The following is a 16,144-nucleotide window of genomic DNA, read 5'->3' as shown; positions in this document are numbered from 1 at the left end:
CCAATCTCTCATCGGCGCAAATGCGTGCCTAGCAGGGATGATTACATGAATAACGTTCCGAAAAAAGTTAGGTTAACTTAATTCACATAACGCTGCGGAAAAGTTAATTGGCCCCTATTCGCCGCCATCGGTGGACTGTTGACTGTCAGCTGCGGATGTCTGGGCGCGTAACCATGACGTCACTGCAGCAAATGGAGGGACGATCACCGGGCGCAGTGCCAACGCCGGGGCAGGTCGATTTGCCATACCTCGGCAGGGTCCGCTGCGCCCCGAAGTGCGCCGACCAGTGCCGGGGTGGGGTGTCGACAGAGGGCCTGCCTGCCGAGGCCATCCAGGGCAGTAACCGGGCCGTCGAGGAGTCACTGCGGGGTGGCGTTTCCTCGCTGGTCTGTCTCGCGAAGGGCGGTCGCGTCCTGGCCGACGTAGACCTTGCGGACAGTGGCGGGCTGCCAGCGCACGGGGCGTGACCACGATGGTGGCATCCACATCGAGCACGACCGTCGATCCCAGATCCCGCCCCGCACACGCCGATGCGGGTACTCCGCCGGGCAGGTGGGACCACACGTGCCGCCGCGTGCGAGCTCGCGCCGCCTGGATCTTCTTGCGCTTGCCGGCAGTGACCTCATCGAGTGTGCGCCACACCGTTGGGGCCGACGCCACCGGGCCCAGGGCCCCGGATTGGTGGCGCAGGACGCCGATGTCGGAAATGGACTCGCCGCCATCGGCGAGCATCACCGCGACGTCGATCAACACCCGGCCGCGATCGTGGATCGGGATGAACCGGCGGCGAGCCATGGCCCCTGACAGCTCGGCGGTCAGACCGACCTGATCAGCCAGAAGCCGAGGCACGATGGCCCCGGCATGCGAGACCACCCCGACACCATCAGCAGTAACGGACAGACCGGCCGACCACGAAGTACGCTTCACCTACCGAGTGCTTTCTGCTGGAGAACATGGAACCTTAGACAAGTCCCAGTTTCCCCTGATCAGGAAGCACTTCGGTCTATTTTCGCCCAGCGATCCGCAGATCCCCATGAAACACCGGGGCGAGTGGTCGGCCGGGACTACCGCGGGCTGATCGCCACCGCCTGCTGGGCCCACGTCAACCGCGCCGGGGGCCCCGGTGTGGCGTTGGTGCTCTACGACTTGACCACCTTGTATTTCGAGGCAGAGAAAGAAGATGACCTGCGCAAAGTCGGTATGAGTAAAGAGCGCAAGGTTGACCCGCAGATCACCGTCGGCCTGCTGGTGGCCCGGGATGGGTTCCCGCTGGACGTGCACGTCTTCGAGGGCAACAAGGCAGAGACCAAGACGCTAATCCCGGTCATCACGGCTTTCCAAAAGCGCCACCAGATCAGCGACATGGTCGTGGTGGCCGATGCGGGCATGCTGTCGGCGGCCAACCTCAATACGCTGGAGGATGCGGGCCTTTCGTTCATCGTCGGCTCCCGCACTTCTAAGGCGCCCAAGGAGCTCGAGGACCATTTCGGTCGCCGCGGCAACCTGATTGCCGACGACGGCGTCGTGGAGCTGATCCGCCCAATGGGACAGGGCCGGGACCGGCGAGACCGGCGGGTGGTGTGGCACTACAAATGGGAGCGAGCCAAGCGAGACCGGCGGACGCTGAACGCGCAGATCGACCGCGCCCAACGCGTGGCCGACCGGGCAGAACCACTCAAGAAGCAGCGGTTCGCCCGTGGTCACCGACCAGAAGGTAATCCTGGACGAGGCCTCGATCCAGCGGGCCCGCGAATCTGCAGGTTACAAGGGGTATGTCACCAACATCGCCCCGGCCGCGATGGACGGCCATGCCGTCGTGGCGGCCTATCACGACCTCTGGAAGGTCGAGCAGTCCTTCCGCATGGCCAAGGCCGACCTGAGGGCGCGCCCGATCTTCCACCGCACCCGCGATGCGATCGAAGCTCACCTCACCGTCGTGTTCGCGGCCCTGGCCGTGGCGCGGCACCTGCAGGACGTCACCGGCATGTCGATCAAGAAGATCGTCACCACCCTGCGGCCGCTGCGCACGGTCACCGTCGCCATCGGCGACCACGAAATGCTCGTCGAGCCCACAATCCCGGACGCCGCGCGAGCCGTCATCGACGCGATCAACGCAGGGTGACACTAAAACTTGTGGAAGTCAGGTCTGAACCCAGTTGCCCAGGGTGCCCGGGTTGATCGCCAACTCCCCGGCCACCTCGGCAATCGAGCGGTCACTCTGCAGGACCAGCTGCACCGCCTCGGTCTTGAACTGCGGACTGAACTTCCGCCTCGAACTCGCTGCCATGATCTCGATCCTCTCGCCTCAAGAGGTTGTCCAAGATCTTTGATACACCCCAACCCAAGCGTGGGCGGCGCACCCACCCAGACCTTGTGGCCTACATCGAAGGCCTGGCGCTGAGTACGCCTCGGCCGACCACCGCGTCAATCACCCGCAAAGCCGCCACGACCGCCACCCGCCGCGGATGGCCGATGGTCTCAGTGAGCACCGTGCGGGCCATCGTGACCGGTCTGGATCCCGGGATGGTGACCTTGGCCCACCAGGGCGCGGCGGCCTACCGGGACACCTACGAGCTGGTGTGGCGACACCGCGCCGAGCGGGCCAATGCCACCTGGCAGGCCGACCACACCGAACTCGACATCCTCATCCTCGACGCCAACGGGCGGCCCGCCCGGCCCTGGTTGACCGTCATCCTCGACGACTACTCCCGGGCGGTGTGCGGCTACATGGTCTTCCTCGGCGCACCGTCTGCGATGAACACCGCGCTGGCGTTGCGGCACGCAATCTGGCCGAAGAGCGATCCGAACTGGCCGATGTGCGGCTTGCCCGATGTGCTCTACGTCGATCACGGGACCGACTTCACCAGCCACCATCTCGCCCAGACCGCCAAGTACCTGCACTTTCAGATCATCTACTCGACCATCGCCAGGCCACAGGGCCGCGGCAAGATCGAGCGAATCTTCGGCACGATCAACACCGAACTCCTTGCCGAGCTGCCGGGCTATCTCACCCGCGGTCAGCGGCACCCCGAGCCGGTACTGACGCTGCCCGAACTCGACACCGCGATCGGCGAGTTCATCGGTGCCAAGTATCACCACCGCACCCATCCGGAGACTGGCGACAGCCCCTACCGGACCTGGATCGGCGACGGGTGGCTTCCCCGCCTGCCCGAGACCGTCGATGATCTCAACCTGCTGCTGCTGACCGTGGCCAAAACGCGCATCGTCCACCGCGACGGAGTGCGCTTCCAGGGCCTGCGGTACGTCTCACCACTGCTGGCCGCCTACGTCAAAGAACAGGTCGTGATCCGTTACGACCCCCGCGACATCTCCGAAATTCACGTCTTCCACAAGAACCAGTACATCTGTAAGGCCGTGGACCCCGATCACGCATCGACCACAGTCAGCCTCAAAGACATTCAACACGCACGCGCAGCCCGCCGACGCGAGCTACGCGGCCAGATCACCGAGCGCATTGCCGTCGTCACCGGCCACCAAGACCCCTCATTTCCGGCCCCGGCGGCACCGACCCCACCCGCCCAGAGGAAGACGAAACTTCGCACCTACCTGGAGGATGACTGATGTCTCCGCAACGGTTCATCGCCACCAAACAGCACCGCAGATTCGTCGAGTTCGCCGACGCCGTACGCCGGCAACACACCATCGGCATCTGCTACGGCCAAGCCGGGATCGGTAAAACACTGTCTGCCAGACGGTATGCGAACTGGCACAAAGCCGAGCGACTCCTCGAAGAATGGGGACCACGCGATGACTCCGATTTCCCGATCTATGCCGCACTGGCCAGGAAACGGACAGTCTTCTACACCCCCGCGGTCCTGAGCACCCCGCGTCAGGTCAGAGACGATCTCACCGGACTGACGGTCCAGGTATCTGCGTGCATCGACGAGCATCTGATCAACACCGGCGAACTGCAGACACGACCCAGACACCTGCGAAAGTACGTCGAGCTGATCATCATCGACGAGTCCGACCGACTCAATGCCACCGCCCTGGAAATGGTGCGAGACCACTACGACCGCGACAACGTCGCCGTCATCCTCATCGGCATGCCCGGGATCGAGAAGAGATTCAGCCGCTACCCGCAGCTTTACAGCCGCGTCGGATTCGCACACGAGTACCGGCCACTGAGCAAAGACGAACTGCGATTCGTACTCGAACGTCGCTGGCCCAAATACGGCCACCCCCTCGACCCCGACGACTTCACCGACGCTCAAGCCCTCGCCGCGATCACACGGATCACCCGCGGCAACTTCCGCCTCGTCGACAGACTGTTCACGCAGATGGAGCGCATCATGCAGATCAACGAGCTCAACACCATCACCGACGACGTCGTCGAAGCCGCCCGATCCACCCTCGTCATCGGCATCACCTGACACCGCCAAACGACCCTGCGAAATCCCGCCAAACGAAGGTAAGAGTCACAGCAGCGATCGTTGGCGGCGTTCCGTCCCGCACGGGTGTACTCGACAAACCACATTGCTGCTAAGGAGTACTGGGGAGATCTACGAGCGTCGCCAGCGGTCAGTGGCGAGGATCAACCGGCTCTCCGAAAAAACAGAGACTGACAAGCCCCTCTGGCAACCGACGCGTCTCCGGTCCGCGCAGTCTGGCGACCAGGCGTCAGCCGAGCAGCCCCTCGGCCGCGATCCGCCAGTCCTCGACCGGCGGCGTCAGCACGTTCTCGCCGAGCACCTGCACCAGCACGGTCGAAGCCCCTGCGTCCAGGTGCTCCTGCACCCGCGCCCGCGTCGCCTCGACCCCGCGGGTGACCATCGCGTGCTTGAGCCGATCGCTGCCCCCGCGCACGTAGTCCGACTCGTCGAACCCCTGCCGGGTCCACGAGTTCCGATAGTTCGGCAGGCCCGTATAGACGTTGAGGTGATCGTGGGCCCGCGACCGCCACACCTCGTCGTCGTCGTCGACCCCCTCGGCCACCACCGCGGCGTGCTCCACGACCAGGGCCGGCCCGTCGTCGGCGGTCCCGCCGAGGATCTCCCGCGCCCGCGCGGTGTGCTCCGGCAGCGTCAGGTACGGGTGCGCGCCGGCGGTGCGGTCGCGCGAGAGCTCGAGCATCTTGGGGCCGAGCGCGGCGAGCACGACCGGCGGCATCGTGTCCTCGCCCGCCGCCATGGGTTGAGTCCGTTCGAGCGCGTCGAGGTACTCACGCATCGCCGACAGCGGCCGACCGTAGTGGTGGCCGCGGTGGCGCTCGACCAGCGGCGCGTGCGAGACGCCGAGGCCCAGGACGAACCGGCCCGGGTGCATGGCCTCGATCGTGCGGGCGGCCGCCCCGGCTGCGGAGGCGTCGCGGCCGTAGATGTTGGCGATGCCGGTGCCGATCGCCATCCGGCGCGTGGCGCCCAGGTACAGCTGCGCGGCGGTGAACGCCTCCCGGCCGACGGCCTCACCGAACCACAGCGAGCCCCAGCCCTGGTCGTCGAGCTCACCGAGGACGTCGGGGATCGCCGCCGGCGTCAGTCCCTCCAGCGAGCCGGTCCACAGACCGATCCGGCCGAGCTGTTCGCGACCTGCGGGGCGGTGGCGGGTTCGGTGGGATGCACTGTCCTGGAGGGCACTCATGTTCCCGAGTGTGCCCGACCCCGTCGTCGCCGGGCCGGCCATTCGCCGCAAACGGCGGCGGCCGTCGACCCGGTCGCGACACACTGAGCTGACACGCGTTGCAGTGACACGCGGCACACCCCGGGCACCGAGGAGACGAGACGCCGATGTACGAGTGGTCCGAGACCGACCTGATGATCCGCGACGCCGTGCGCGGCTTCATCGCCAAGGAGATCCGCCCCCAGCTCGACGCCCTGGAGAGCGGTGAGATCCCGCCCTACCCGATCATCCGGAAGCTGTTCGCCGAGTTCGGCATCGATGCCATGGCCCGCGACGGGGTCGAGAAGATGCTGGCGAAGGAGCGTGCGCGCGAGACCGTCGGCGCGGCCGCCGGGGGCGGGACCGCGGGGGGCGGGGCGGCGGGCGGCGGGGTTGCATCCGGTGACGCGCCGCGCGGCGACGGCGGGAGGGGGGACGACGACGAGGACGGCGATTCCGGCGGAGCCCCCGAGAACCGGGACTCCATGATGGCCGTGGTGACCAGTGAACTGGCCGGCGCGTGCATGGGGCTGGTCTCCGCGCTCGGCGTGAGCCTCGGGCTGGGCGCGACCACGATCATGTCCCGCGGGACGCTCGCGCAGAAGGAACGCTGGTTGCCCGGCATCGTGACCATGGAGAAGGTCGCGTCATGGGCGATCACCGAGCCGGACTCCGGTTCCGACGCCTTCGGCGGCATGCGCACCTACGTGCGGCGCGACGGCGAGGACTACATCCTCAACGGCCAGAAGACCTTCATCACCAACGGGCCGTACGCGGACGTGATGATCGTCTACGCCAAGCTCGACGAGGGGTCGGGTGGAGCGGGCAGCACGGGTCCGGCCACGGACGCCGACAAGCGCGACCGCAAGGTGCTGACGTTCGTACTGGACAAGGGCATGGAGGGCCTCACGCAGGGTGCTCCCTTCAAGAAGATGGGCCTGCACAGTTCCCCGACCGGGGAGCTGTTCTTCGACAACGTCCGCCTCGGCAGGGACCGGCTGCTCGGCGAGTCCGAGTCCGGTCGCGGGGGCGACGGCCGCGAGTCGGCGCGGTCGAGCTTCACCGCCGAGCGGATCGGGGTGGCCACCATGGCGCTGGGCATCATCGAAGAGTGCCACCGGCTGTGCGTCGACTACTCCCGCGAGCGCACCCTGTGGGGCCAGGAGATCGGGCGCTTCCAGCTGATCCAGCTCAAGCTGGCGAAGATGGAGGTCGCGCGGATGAACGTGCGCAACATGGTCTTCAACTCCATCGAGCGCGCCCGTGCCGGCAAGCCGCTCTCGCTCGCGGAGGCGTCGGCGATGAAGCTGTACTCGTCCGAGGCGGCCACCGAGGTGGCGCTGGAGGCCGTGCAGTTGTTCGGCGGCAACGGGTACATGGCCGAGTACCGGGTCGAACAGCTCGCCCGCGACGCCAAGTCGCTCATGATCTACGCGGGCAGCAACGAGATCCAGGTGACCCACATCGCGAAGGGGCTCCTCGCCCGGTGAACCGTGGTCCGGTTGCTCCTGCGTCCCGCTCTCGTACCGTCAGTACATGGCCACCGAGATGTTGCACACGTACATGCAGGACCACCACGCCGGTGCCGCCGCCGGGATCGACCTGTTCCGCCGCGTGGCCGAGGACCACGACGACCCGGAGACCAGGAAGGTCGTCTCCCGCATCGGCGACGAGACCGTGGACGACCTCAAGAGCCTCGAGGAGCTCATGACGCTGGCGGGGACGTCACCCTCGATCCTCAAGGACCTGCCCGCCAAGGCCGCCGAGAAGTTCGGCCAGCTCAAGCCCAACCGGCGGGCCGCCGAGCGCTCCCCGCTGAGCGATCTGGTCGAGCTCGAGGCGCTGACCCTCGCCGTGACGGGCAAGACGCTCGGCTTCAAGGCTCTGCTAGACATCGACGACCCCCGGCTTCCCCGGCCCACGCTGGAGAAGCTGGTCGAGCGTGCGGAGCAGCACGGACGCGAACTGGAGAAGCTCCGTCTGCGTTGCACGGACGCGCTGAAGAAGCAGTGACCGGGCGGGGCGACGCGGGGGTCTGCCGCCGGTTCTATCCGACTCCGCTGCAGGCCCCGGCGTTGGTCGTCCCCGACCTCGGTCAGACGTTCCGAATCGCGATCGACCGGGTGTTGAGATAGCACTCCATGGCCTCGGGACCGGCCTCGGGACCGGCCTCGGAGCCGTAACCCGAGTCCTTCACCCCGCCGCCCGACGGCCGCCACGCGGACGACAGACGACCACATCCGCTACTCCCCCTCGGGATCCGCTACTCCAATCGGAATAGCGGATCCGTAGGGCGGGTAGCGGATGTGGTCGAACGGTCGAACGGTCGAACGGTCGAACGGGCGGTTCGGCGCGTCAGGCCCTGGCGCCCTGCTGATCCTTGACCGCGGCCAGGATGTCGTCGACGCGGTCCTTGGCGTCGCCGAACAGCATCTGGGTGTTGTCGCGGAAGAACAGCGGGTTCTGGACGCCGGCGTAACCGGCGGCCATCGACCGCTTGAACACGATGACGTTCTCGGCCTCCCAGACGTGGAGCACGGGCATACCCGCGATCGGGCTACCCGGGTCCTCGGCGGCATCCGGGTTCACGGTGTCGTTGGCACCGATGACCAGCACCACGTCGGTGTCCGCGAAGTCGTCGTTGATCTCGTCGAGCTCGAGCACGATGTCGTAGGGGACCTTGGCCTCGGCCAACAGGACGTTCATGTGGCCGGGCAGGCGACCGGCGACCGGGTGGACGGCGAAGCGCACGTCGACGCCACGCTCACGCAGGGTGCGGGTGAGGTCGGCGACCGGGTACTGCGCCTGCGCCACGGCCATGCCGTAACCGGGGGCGATGATCACACTCGAGGCATCCGCCAGCATCTCGGCCGCACCGGCGACATCGATCTCGGTGTGCTCGCCGTGGTCCTTGCCCTCGCCCGATGAGGCCTCGATACCGAAGCCGCCCATGATGACGGAGAAGAACGAGCGGTTCATCGCCTTGCACATGATGTAGGACAGGTACGCGCCCGAGGAGCCGACCAGCGCGCCGGTCACGATGAGCAGATCGTTGCCCAACAGGAAGCCGGTGGCCGCGGCGGCCCAGCCGGAGTACGAGTTGAGCATCGACACCACGACCGGCATGTCGCCGCCACCGATGCTGGCGACCAGGTGCCAGCCCAGGGCCAGCGCCAGGGCGGTGACCACGATGAGCATCCACAGCGCGGGGGAGATGACGAACCACACGGTCAGCGCGACGAACGCCACGAGGATGCCGAGGTTGATGAGGTTCTTGCCCGGCAGCACCAGCGGTGCGGACTTCATCTTCCCCGACAGCTTGAGGTAGGCGACGATCGAACCGGTGAAGGTGACGGCGCCGATGAACACGCCGATGAACACCTCGGCGTGGTGGATGCCGAGCAGCGAACCGGTGAGCTCACCGTGCAGCTCGGGCTCCAGGTAGCCGTTCCACCCGACCAGCACGGCGGCCAGGCCGACGAACGAGTGCAGCAGGGCGATGAGTTCGGGCATCTCGGTCATCTGCACGCTGCGCGCGCGCATCAGGCCGATGACGGCGCCGATGGCGACGGCCACGACCATCAACACGATGCCGATGGTGGCGGGCTGGTGGTCGATGACCAGCGCGACGGTGGCGACCAGGGCCAGCGCCATGCCGGCGATGCCGAAGGTCAGGCCCCGGCGGGCGGTCTCGTGCTTGGACAGCCCGGCGAGCGACAGGATGAACAGCAGTGCGGCGACCAGGTAGGCCGCATTGGCGGCGGTCTCAACAGACATCTGCTCAGGCTCCCTTCGAGAACATGCCGAGCATGCGACGCGTCACGGCGAAACCGCCGAAGACGTTGATGGACGCGACGAGGATCGCGACGGCGGCGAGCGCCAGGCCGAGGGTGTTGTCGATCCCGACCTGCAGCAACGCACCCACGACGATCACTCCGGAGATCGCGTTGGTCACGGACATCAACGGGGTGTGCAGCGCGTGGTGCACGTTGCCGATGACGTAGTAGCCGATCACGATCGCCAGCACGAACACCGTGATGTGGCGCGGGATGTCCCCCGGCGCGACCGCGGTGAGCAGCAGCAGCAACGCCATGCCAGCGGCGATCAGGCCGAGCTTCGCGCCGGCCGACATCTTCTTCTTCTCAGGCTTGGGCTCGACCGGTTCAGGGGCAGCGGCCGCCGCGGGGGCGGCACTGACCTGCACCGGCGGGGGCGGCCACATGATCTCGCCGCCCCGTGTCACCGTCACGCTGCGCTGGACCACATCGTCCATGTCCAGCGCCCACGCGCCGTCCTTGTCCGGGGTGACCAGCTTGGTCAGGTTGACCAGGTTGGTGCCGTACAGCTGCGAGGCCTGGGCGGGTAGCCGCCCGGCCAGGTCGGTGTAACCGATGATCGTGACACCGCCCTCGGTGACGACGACCTGGTCGGGGACGCTGCCCTCGACGTTGCCGCCCTGCGCGGCGGCCATGTCCACGATCACCGAGCCACGCTTCATCGTCGCGATGTCGGCGGCCGTGATCAAGCGCGGTGCCTGCCGGCCCGGGATCAGCGCGGTGGTGATGATGATGTCCACGTCGGCTGCCTGCTCCGAGTAGAGGTTCGCCGCGGCCCGGTCGTAGGCCTCACTGGTCGCCTTGGCATAGCCGTCGGTGGAGACGACCTTCTCCTCCTCGGGCACCTCCACGGGCAGATACTCGCCACCGATGGACCCCACCTGGTCGGCCACCTCGGGGCGCGGATCGGTCGCGCGGACGATCGCGCCCAGGCTCGAGGCGGCCCCGATCGCGGCGAGACCCGCCACGCCGGCGCCCGCGACGAGGACCTTGGCCGGCGGGACCTTGCCCGCCGCGGTGACCTGGCCGGTGAAGAACCGCCCGAAGTGATGAGCGGCCTCGATCACGGCGCGGTAGCCGGCGATGTTCGCCATCGACGACAGCACGTCCATCGACTGCGCCCGCGAGATACGCGGGACCGCATCCATCGCCAGCGCGGTCACGCCGCGCTCGGCGAGCACACCGAGAAGGTGCTCGTTCTGCGCCGGTGCCAACAGGCCCACCAGCGTCGCGCCCGACCGGACCCGCGCCACCTCTGCCTCGGTGGGCACGGCGACCTTCATCACCACGTCCGCCGACCACGCGGCGTCACCATCGGCCAGCTCGGCACCGGCCTCGGCGTATGCGGCATCCGCGAACTCCGCGCGGGTACCGGCGCCGTGCTCCACCACGACCCGGTATCCCAGGCCGATCAGCTTCGCCACCGTCTCGGGCGTCGCCGCCACGCGGTTCTCCGCCGGGTTGGACTCGGCGACCACACCGATCACCGACGGCGCGACACCGGAATCCCGGACATCGGAGTCCGGCTTCATATCAGGGATCTCTTCAAGGCTCGAAGCCATAGGGCATCCTTTTACTGCGTTGTGAGCGAGCCGACGCGTGTGCGCCGGCTCTGACGTCTCGAGTTTTGGCGTGTTCTACGTATTCTCCACAGGCCCGGCACGTGTGTGCCCGGGGTGCGCTCCAGTCACCGATCCGAGATCAGAGCTCACGAAGCGGCTCGGGGTGGGATGGTTACCCCTGCTTCGTCCACCGTTACGGCGTCGTCCTCCGGCGCGGGCAGGGTGGCGCCACGTCCACCGGAAGAACTTCCGGCAGAGCCTACGGGACACTGTGGACCGCGAACGAGCCGGTGGGATCGTTTTCGGGGACCTTGTGACGTAAGCCATACGCCTTGGTGCTTAGCGGCGTGAAATAAGAAACACCCCGGATCGTCAGTGACGATCCGGGGTGCTCCCGATGTGTGGGCGAAGGGGGACTTGAACCCCCACGTCCCGAAGGACACTGGCACCTGAAGCCAGCGCGTCTGCCATTCCGCCACTCGCCCGAGTAACGCCCGAATACGTTAACACGCGGCGTTCCGACCGCACTAATCGGCTGGTGAGGGCTCCCCTGCGGCTGGAAGCGTGCTTCCCACCGCCACCGCCTCTATGATCGACCGGATGCCGCCGCGGGCGGCGCGAGGACAGCCGGCCCGGCCAGATGGCCGGGCCCACCACGAGGAGAGGAGGCGAGGCGTGGGGATCGTCGGGAAGTTCGAGCGCACCCTGCAGGGCGCGGTCGGCGACGCGTTCGCCCGCCTCTTCGGCGGGAGAGTCGTGGCGGCCGAGGTGGAGTCACAGCTCCGCAAGCAGGCGGAGGCCTCCCTCAAGGTGGTCGACGGGCACCTGTTGGTGTCCAACAGCTACACCATCACCCTGGCCCGGTCGGACTACGCCTCTTTCACCGAGGACGAGGCCCTGGCCGTCAAGACCTTCTCCCGCCATCTGTCGGATCACATCTCCGAGCAGGGTTGGGAGACCTACGGCCCGGTCACCGTGACCTTCGTGGAGCGCGATGACCTCCACACCGGACAGATGCGTATCGACGGGGTCGTGGACCCCGACGCCGTCCCGTTCCACATCTCGGCCGCCGCACCGGCGCCGGCGCCGGATCATCCGGCGCCGTCGTCGCCGGGTGCGGACCGACGGGGCGTGGACGGGCCGAGTGCGAGCAAGGAGAACAGCGACATGCAGGCACCCGCTTCCAACTACCCGGTCTCGACCGGCCCCGGAGCCCGGAGCGCGGGCTGGGGTGGCCCGTCGGACGCCCCGACCCAGATCACCCAGGGCCGGGCCTCGCTGACGGTCACGCTGCACCTCGAGGACGGCTCGGGGCGGACGTTCCGCCTCCAGCGGGGCTCCAACCTGCTGGGACGCGGGCAGGACGCCGCGTTCCGCCTGCCCGACACCGGGGTGTCACGCCAGCACGCGGACATCCATTTCGATGGTCGGGAAGCGGTTCTCACCGACCTCGGCTCGACCAACGGCACCACGGTGAACGACGGGCCGATCCAGGACTGGCAACTCGCCGACGGCGACGTCATCAGGGTCGGACACTCGGAGATCACCGTCCGGTTCGACTAGCCTCGACACGGATGACCCCCGGAACCACCGGGGGCGGCCACACGTTGTCCGAGGTGAATCGGCGGGCGAGGGGAGGACGGCACCAGTGCAGGGACTCGTTCTGCAGCTCTCGCGCGGCCTGTTGTTGGCGCTGTTGTGGCTGTTCATCTACCTCACCCTGCGGGCGCTGAAGACCGACGTCTTCGGCAACGTGGGGATGAGGTCGTCCGGCCGCGGCGAGCGCCGGGGCGGCGTGTTCGGCCGCGGCTCCCGGGCGATCCGGCATCTCGTGGTCACCCAGGGCGCCCTCGCAGGTACCCGGATCACCCTGTCCGAGCAGCCGGTCCTGGTGGGCCGGGCCGACTCGTGCACCCTCGTGATCGACGACGACTACGCCTCCAACCAGCACGCACGGCTGTCCCCGCACGGCCCCGACTGGTTCCTCGAGGACCTCGGCTCGACAAACGGCACCTATCTGGACAGATCGCGGGTGACGACCCCGGTCAAGGTGGACGCCGGCACGCCGATCCGGATCGGCAAGACCGTGATCGAGCTGCGCACGTGACCCCGGCGCTCGTCTACACCGCGCGCTCACATCTGGGCATGGTGCGGGAGAACAACGAGGACTCGGCCTACGCCGGACCCCGTCTGTTGGCCCTCGCCGACGGCATGGGCGGCCACGCCGCGGGTGAGATCGCCAGCCAGTTCGTCGTGGCGGCGCTGGCGAGGCTCGACGAGGACGAACCGGGGCAGGATCTCACCGGGGCCCTGACCCGCGCGCTGACGGTCGGCAACGAGGCGATCGCCTCCCACGTCGAGGCGTACCCGGAGACCGACGGCATGGGGTGCACGGCCACCGCGCTGCTGTTCGACGGCCGCCGCATGGGCCTGCTCCACGTGGGTGATTCCCGGGCCTACCTGCTGCGTGACGGGACACTGACCCAGATCACCAAGGACGACACCTTCGTCCAGTCCCTCGTCGACCGCGGGGAACTCTCCGCCGACGAGGCCCACACCCATCCGCGGCGCTCGCTCATCCTCAAGGCGCTGACCGGGGAGCCGGTGGAGCCGACCGCCGTCATCCGCGAGGCACGGGTCGGCGACCGCTACCTGCTCTGCTCCGACGGTCTGTCCGACCCGGTGAGCACCGAGACGATCGCCGAGACGCTGGCCACCGGAACCGTCGAGGAGGCCGCGGACCGGCTGGTCCAGCTGGCGTTGCGCTCGGGCGGGCCGGACAACATCACGGTCGTCCTGGCCGACGTCCTGGACTCCCCGCGCGACGCGCCGGTCATCCCGGTGGTGGTGGGCGCGGCGTCGGGCGACGAGCCGGGCCAGATCGACCCCGCCGCCGACCCCTACTCCGACACCGCTGCCGGTAAGGCCGCCGCGTTCTCGCGCGCCCAGGTCGCCTCACGCGGGGGAGCCGCCGGCACGTCCGGGGCAGCCGGCGCGTCGGGTGCCGGGCGTGGGAACGGATCCGACGACGACGAGGTCGACGCCGCCCCACCGCGCGGCAGCAGATGGCGTTTCGCCCTGAGCGTCGTCGGGGTGCTCGTACTGCTGGCGGGGATCGTGGGCGTGTCCGCGCTGCTCGTCCGCAGCAACTACTTCGTCACCGAATCGGACAGCCAGGTCGTGGTGAAGAGGGGCATCTCCGGGGAGGTCTTCGGCATCTCGTTGGCCTCGGTCATCCAGGTGGGGTGCCTGACCCGCGAGGGCGACCTGACCATGCACTCCCCCGATGCCATCCCCGCCGGATGCGACGTGTTCACCCTGGGGGACCTCCGCGAACCCGCCCGGGAGACCGTTCGCGCCGGACTGCCGTCGGGGAGCCTCGCCGAGGCGGGCGCCCAGGTCTCCCGGCTCACGGAGGACAACCTCCTGCCGCCGTGCGACCCCCGTGAGCAGCAGGAGCGCCCGCGCGAGCAGACCTCGTCGTCGTCCTCTCCCACCGAGTCGCCCTCTCCCACGGGTTCCCCCGCACCCACCGGGTCGCCGTCGCCCGGCGAGCCCGCCCCCACGGACGAACCGGCGACTCCCCCCTCCCCCACGACCCCCGCACCTGTGCCCGGGGAGACCTGCCGGGCGGTGAGCTGACCCATGTCCTCTCCCGCATCTGCCTCACCATCGTCGGCCTCACCCGCATCCGATCCCCGCGGCCGGGCGGTGCCCGACAGCCCGCGCCGGGGCAAGGAACTGGTCCTGCTCGTCGCCGCCGCGGTGATCGTCGGGTTCTCGCTGCTGCTGGTCCAACTCGCCCAGGAGCAGGAACTGTCCCTGGCGCTGCTGTGGATCACCCTGGCGTTCCTCGGCCTCGCCGGCGGCGCCCACCTGCTCATCCGCTGGCTCGCGCCCTACGCCGATCCGGTGTTGCTACCGGGCGTCGCGCTGCTCAACGGGCTGGGGCTGGTGCTCATCTACCGGCTCGACCTGTCGTACGCGGCCAACGCCGCGGCGAGCGGCAACGACCCGCCGGGGATGGACGTCACCCGGCAGCTGCTGTGGACGTTCCTCGGCCTGGCCGTGATGGCGGTCGTGCTGTACTTCCTGCGCGACCACCGCGTCCTGGCCCGGTACGGCTACACGATGGGGTTCGCCGGCCTCGCACTGCTGGCGATCCCGGCGGTGCTCCCCTCCCGGTTCTCCGAGATCAACGGCGCCAAGAACTGGATCATCCTGCCCGGGTTCACCATCCAGCCCGGCGAGTTCGCCAAGATCCTGCTCATCATCTTCTTCGCCTCGATCCTGGTGGAGAAGCGCGAGCTGTTCACCACCGCCGGCAAGCGCGTGCTGGGCGTGGACCTGCCGCGCGCCCGCGACCTCGGGCCGATCATCGTGGCCTGGTTCCTGTCCCTGGGCGTGCTGGTGTTCAACACCGACCTCGGCATGGCGCTCCTGCTGTTCGCCACCGTGCTCACGCTGCTGTACGTGGCCACCGAGCGGGTGAGCTGGCTGCTCATCGGCGTGGTCCTGGTCGCCGTGGGCGGCGTGCTGGCCTACGCCCTGTTCGGGCACGTGCGTGTGCGGTTCCAGATCTGGCAGGACCCCTTCGCGTTCTTCGACACCGGCGGCTACCAGAGTTCGCAGGCCCTGTTCGGCCTCGCCTCCGGCGGCATGGGCGGCACCGGTCTCGGCAACGGGCGACCCGACCAGGTGCCGTTCGCGAACACCGACTTCATCACCTCCACCATCGGCGAGGAACTGGGCCTGATCGGCCTCGCCGCGGTGCTGATGGTCTACGCGATCCTCATCCTCCGCGGCATCCGGGTGGGGCTGACCATCCGCGACAGCTTCGGCAAGCTCGTCGCCGTGGGCCTGGCGTCCACCATGGCCATCCAGATGTTCGTCGTGGTCGGCGGCGTCTCCACCCTCATCCCCCTCACCGGCCTGACCCTGCCGTTCATGGCATACGGGGGCTCCAGCCTGTTGGCCAACTACGCACTGATCGCCATCCTGCTGCGCCTGTCCCACGACGCGCGCCGGCCGCTGCCCACCCCACGTCAGGCACCGGCGCTGGCAGAGGCCGCCACCGGCATGATGCGGGCGCCCAAGCTGCGCGCGCCGGGCCGGAGGAACGGGTGA

General features: G+C 68.3%; 14 protein-coding genes, 1 tRNA gene and 1 pseudogene. 10 read left to right on the top strand and 6 right to left on the bottom strand.

The genetic code is table 11. The features are described 5' to 3' along the window. Nucleotides 1-114 precede the first annotated feature (114 nt). The gene (locus CK206_RS20375; RefSeq protein ID WP_223210253.1) at nucleotides 115-927 is read right to left on the bottom strand and encodes a transposase; all 813 of its coding nucleotides are present in this window, start codon (nucleotides 925-927) and stop codon (nucleotides 115-117) included. Between CK206_RS20375 and CK206_RS20370 the strand changes: the two are divergent. Both CK206_RS20370 and CK206_RS20365 read left to right on the top strand, forming a co-directional pair. After that, nucleotides 862-1,644 (top strand): annotated as a pseudogene (locus CK206_RS20370) (IS1634 family transposase); the annotation flags it as partial. The gene CK206_RS20375 and the pseudogene CK206_RS20370 overlap by 66 nt on opposite strands. 52 nt (nucleotides 1,645-1,696) lie before the next feature. Further along, nucleotides 1,697-2,122, top strand: coding sequence for a transposase (locus CK206_RS20365; protein ID WP_254050558.1), 426 nt, complete (start codon nucleotides 1,697-1,699; stop codon nucleotides 2,120-2,122). An 18-nt stretch (nucleotides 2,123-2,140) separates the two neighbouring features. On the opposite strand, the gene CK206_RS11265 is transcribed toward CK206_RS20365, so the two are convergent. Beyond that, nucleotides 2,141-2,287: a transposase gene (locus tag CK206_RS11265; RefSeq protein ID WP_007633162.1), complete on the bottom strand. Its 147-nt coding sequence runs from the start codon at nucleotides 2,285-2,287 to the stop codon at nucleotides 2,141-2,143. A 185-nt stretch (nucleotides 2,288-2,472) separates the two neighbouring features. Between CK206_RS11265 and CK206_RS11260 the strand changes: the two genes are divergently transcribed. Together CK206_RS11260 and CK206_RS11255 are read left to right on the top strand one after the other, a co-directional pair. After that, a complete protein-coding gene (locus CK206_RS11260; RefSeq protein WP_007633163.1) occupies nucleotides 2,473-3,582 on the top strand; it encodes a Mu transposase C-terminal domain-containing protein in 1,110 nt (369 codons plus the stop codon). Then, entirely contained in the window at nucleotides 3,582-4,394 is an 813-nt protein-coding gene (locus tag CK206_RS11255) for an AAA family ATPase (RefSeq protein WP_007633164.1), read from the top strand. The genes CK206_RS11260 and CK206_RS11255 overlap by 1 nt, the downstream gene beginning before the upstream one ends. Nucleotides 4,395-4,641: 247 nt before the next feature. Here CK206_RS11255 and CK206_RS11250 read toward each other — a convergent pair whose 3' ends face one another. Then, complete coding sequence (locus CK206_RS11250; protein WP_096907414.1) at nucleotides 4,642-5,601, bottom strand: TIGR03620 family F420-dependent LLM class oxidoreductase; 960 nt, start codon at nucleotides 5,599-5,601, stop codon at nucleotides 4,642-4,644. Between the two features lie 146 nt (nucleotides 5,602-5,747). On the opposite strand from CK206_RS11250, the gene CK206_RS11245 reads away from it, so the two are divergent. Together CK206_RS11245 and CK206_RS11240 are read left to right on the top strand one after the other, a co-directional pair. After that, on the top strand, nucleotides 5,748-7,109 hold the full coding sequence (locus CK206_RS11245) for an acyl-CoA dehydrogenase family protein (protein WP_096906456.1): 1,362 nt from the start codon (nucleotides 5,748-5,750) through the stop codon (nucleotides 7,107-7,109). Nucleotides 7,110-7,155: 46 nt separating this feature from the next. After that, nucleotides 7,156-7,632, top strand: a complete 477-nt coding sequence (locus CK206_RS11240; RefSeq protein WP_067716482.1) for a hypothetical protein — start codon at nucleotides 7,156-7,158, stop codon at nucleotides 7,630-7,632. A 342-nt stretch (nucleotides 7,633-7,974) separates the two neighbouring features. On the opposite strand, the gene pntB is transcribed toward CK206_RS11240, so the two are convergent. The 3 genes from pntB to CK206_RS11225 all read right to left on the bottom strand — a co-directional run bounded on the left by pntB (nucleotide 7,975) and on the right by CK206_RS11225 (nucleotide 11,502). Beyond that, nucleotides 7,975-9,396: a Re/Si-specific NAD(P)(+) transhydrogenase subunit beta gene (gene pntB / locus CK206_RS11235; RefSeq protein WP_096906455.1), complete on the bottom strand. Its 1,422-nt coding sequence runs from the start codon at nucleotides 9,394-9,396 to the stop codon at nucleotides 7,975-7,977. 4 nt (nucleotides 9,397-9,400) lie between these two features. Further along, on the bottom strand, nucleotides 9,401-10,987 hold the full coding sequence (locus CK206_RS11230) for a Re/Si-specific NAD(P)(+) transhydrogenase subunit alpha (protein WP_096906454.1): 1,587 nt from the start codon (nucleotides 10,985-10,987) through the stop codon (nucleotides 9,401-9,403). Nucleotides 10,988-11,419: 432 nt separating this feature from the next. After that, nucleotides 11,420-11,502: transfer RNA gene (locus tag CK206_RS11225), tRNA-Leu, on the bottom strand. Nucleotides 11,503-11,692: 190 nt separating this feature from the next. Here CK206_RS11225 and CK206_RS11220 point away from each other — a divergent pair. The 4 genes from CK206_RS11220 (at nucleotide 11,693) to CK206_RS11205 (ending at nucleotide 16,144) form a co-directional block, all read left to right on the top strand. Beyond that, nucleotides 11,693-12,580, top strand: a complete 888-nt coding sequence (locus CK206_RS11220) for a DUF3662 and FHA domain-containing protein (protein ID WP_096906453.1) — start codon at nucleotides 11,693-11,695, stop codon at nucleotides 12,578-12,580. Nucleotides 12,581-12,665: 85 nt separating this feature from the next. After that, nucleotides 12,666-13,124, top strand: a complete 459-nt coding sequence (locus tag CK206_RS11215) for an FHA domain-containing protein (protein WP_067716492.1) — start codon at nucleotides 12,666-12,668, stop codon at nucleotides 13,122-13,124. Next, a complete protein-coding gene (locus CK206_RS11210; RefSeq protein ID WP_096906452.1) occupies nucleotides 13,121-14,659 on the top strand; it encodes a PP2C family serine/threonine-protein phosphatase in 1,539 nt (512 codons plus the stop codon). The genes CK206_RS11215 and CK206_RS11210 overlap by 4 nt, the downstream gene beginning before the upstream one ends. A 3-nt stretch (nucleotides 14,660-14,662) precedes the next feature. Then, nucleotides 14,663-16,144 (top strand): FtsW/RodA/SpoVE family cell cycle protein, encoded by a 1,482-nt coding sequence (locus CK206_RS11205; protein WP_096906451.1) that lies wholly within the window; start codon nucleotides 14,663-14,665, stop codon nucleotides 16,142-16,144.

This window comes from Dietzia sp. WMMA184 (assembly GCF_002441635.1).
Lineage (GTDB): Bacteria > Actinomycetota > Actinomycetes > Mycobacteriales > Mycobacteriaceae > Dietzia > Dietzia kunjamensis.
Note: the sequence above shows the minus strand (reverse complement) of the source record. Positions and strands in the feature narration are given on the sequence as shown.

Coding starts and splice junctions, on each gene's coding strand:
- CK206_RS11265 (WP_007633162.1), bottom strand. CDS start 2,287: ATGGCAGCGAGTTCGAGGCGGAAGTTCAGTCCGCAGTTCAAGACCGAG.
- CK206_RS11260 (WP_007633163.1), top strand. CDS start 2,473: ATGGTCTCAGTGAGCACCGTGCGGGCCATCGTGACCGGTCTGGATCCC.
- CK206_RS11255 (WP_007633164.1), top strand. CDS start 3,582: ATGTCTCCGCAACGGTTCATCGCCACCAAACAGCACCGCAGATTCGTC.
- CK206_RS11250 (WP_096907414.1), bottom strand. CDS start 5,601: ATGAGTGCCCTCCAGGACAGTGCATCCCACCGAACCCGCCACCGCCCC.
- CK206_RS11245 (WP_096906456.1), top strand. CDS start 5,748: ATGTACGAGTGGTCCGAGACCGACCTGATGATCCGCGACGCCGTGCGC.
- CK206_RS11240 (WP_067716482.1), top strand. CDS start 7,156: ATGGCCACCGAGATGTTGCACACGTACATGCAGGACCACCACGCCGGT.
- pntB (WP_096906455.1), bottom strand. CDS start 9,396: ATGTCTGTTGAGACCGCCGCCAATGCGGCCTACCTGGTCGCCGCACTG.
- CK206_RS11230 (WP_096906454.1), bottom strand. CDS start 10,987: ATGAAGCCGGACTCCGATGTCCGGGATTCCGGTGTCGCGCCGTCGGTG.
- CK206_RS11205 (WP_096906451.1), top strand. CDS start 14,663: ATGTCCTCTCCCGCATCTGCCTCACCATCGTCGGCCTCACCCGCATCC.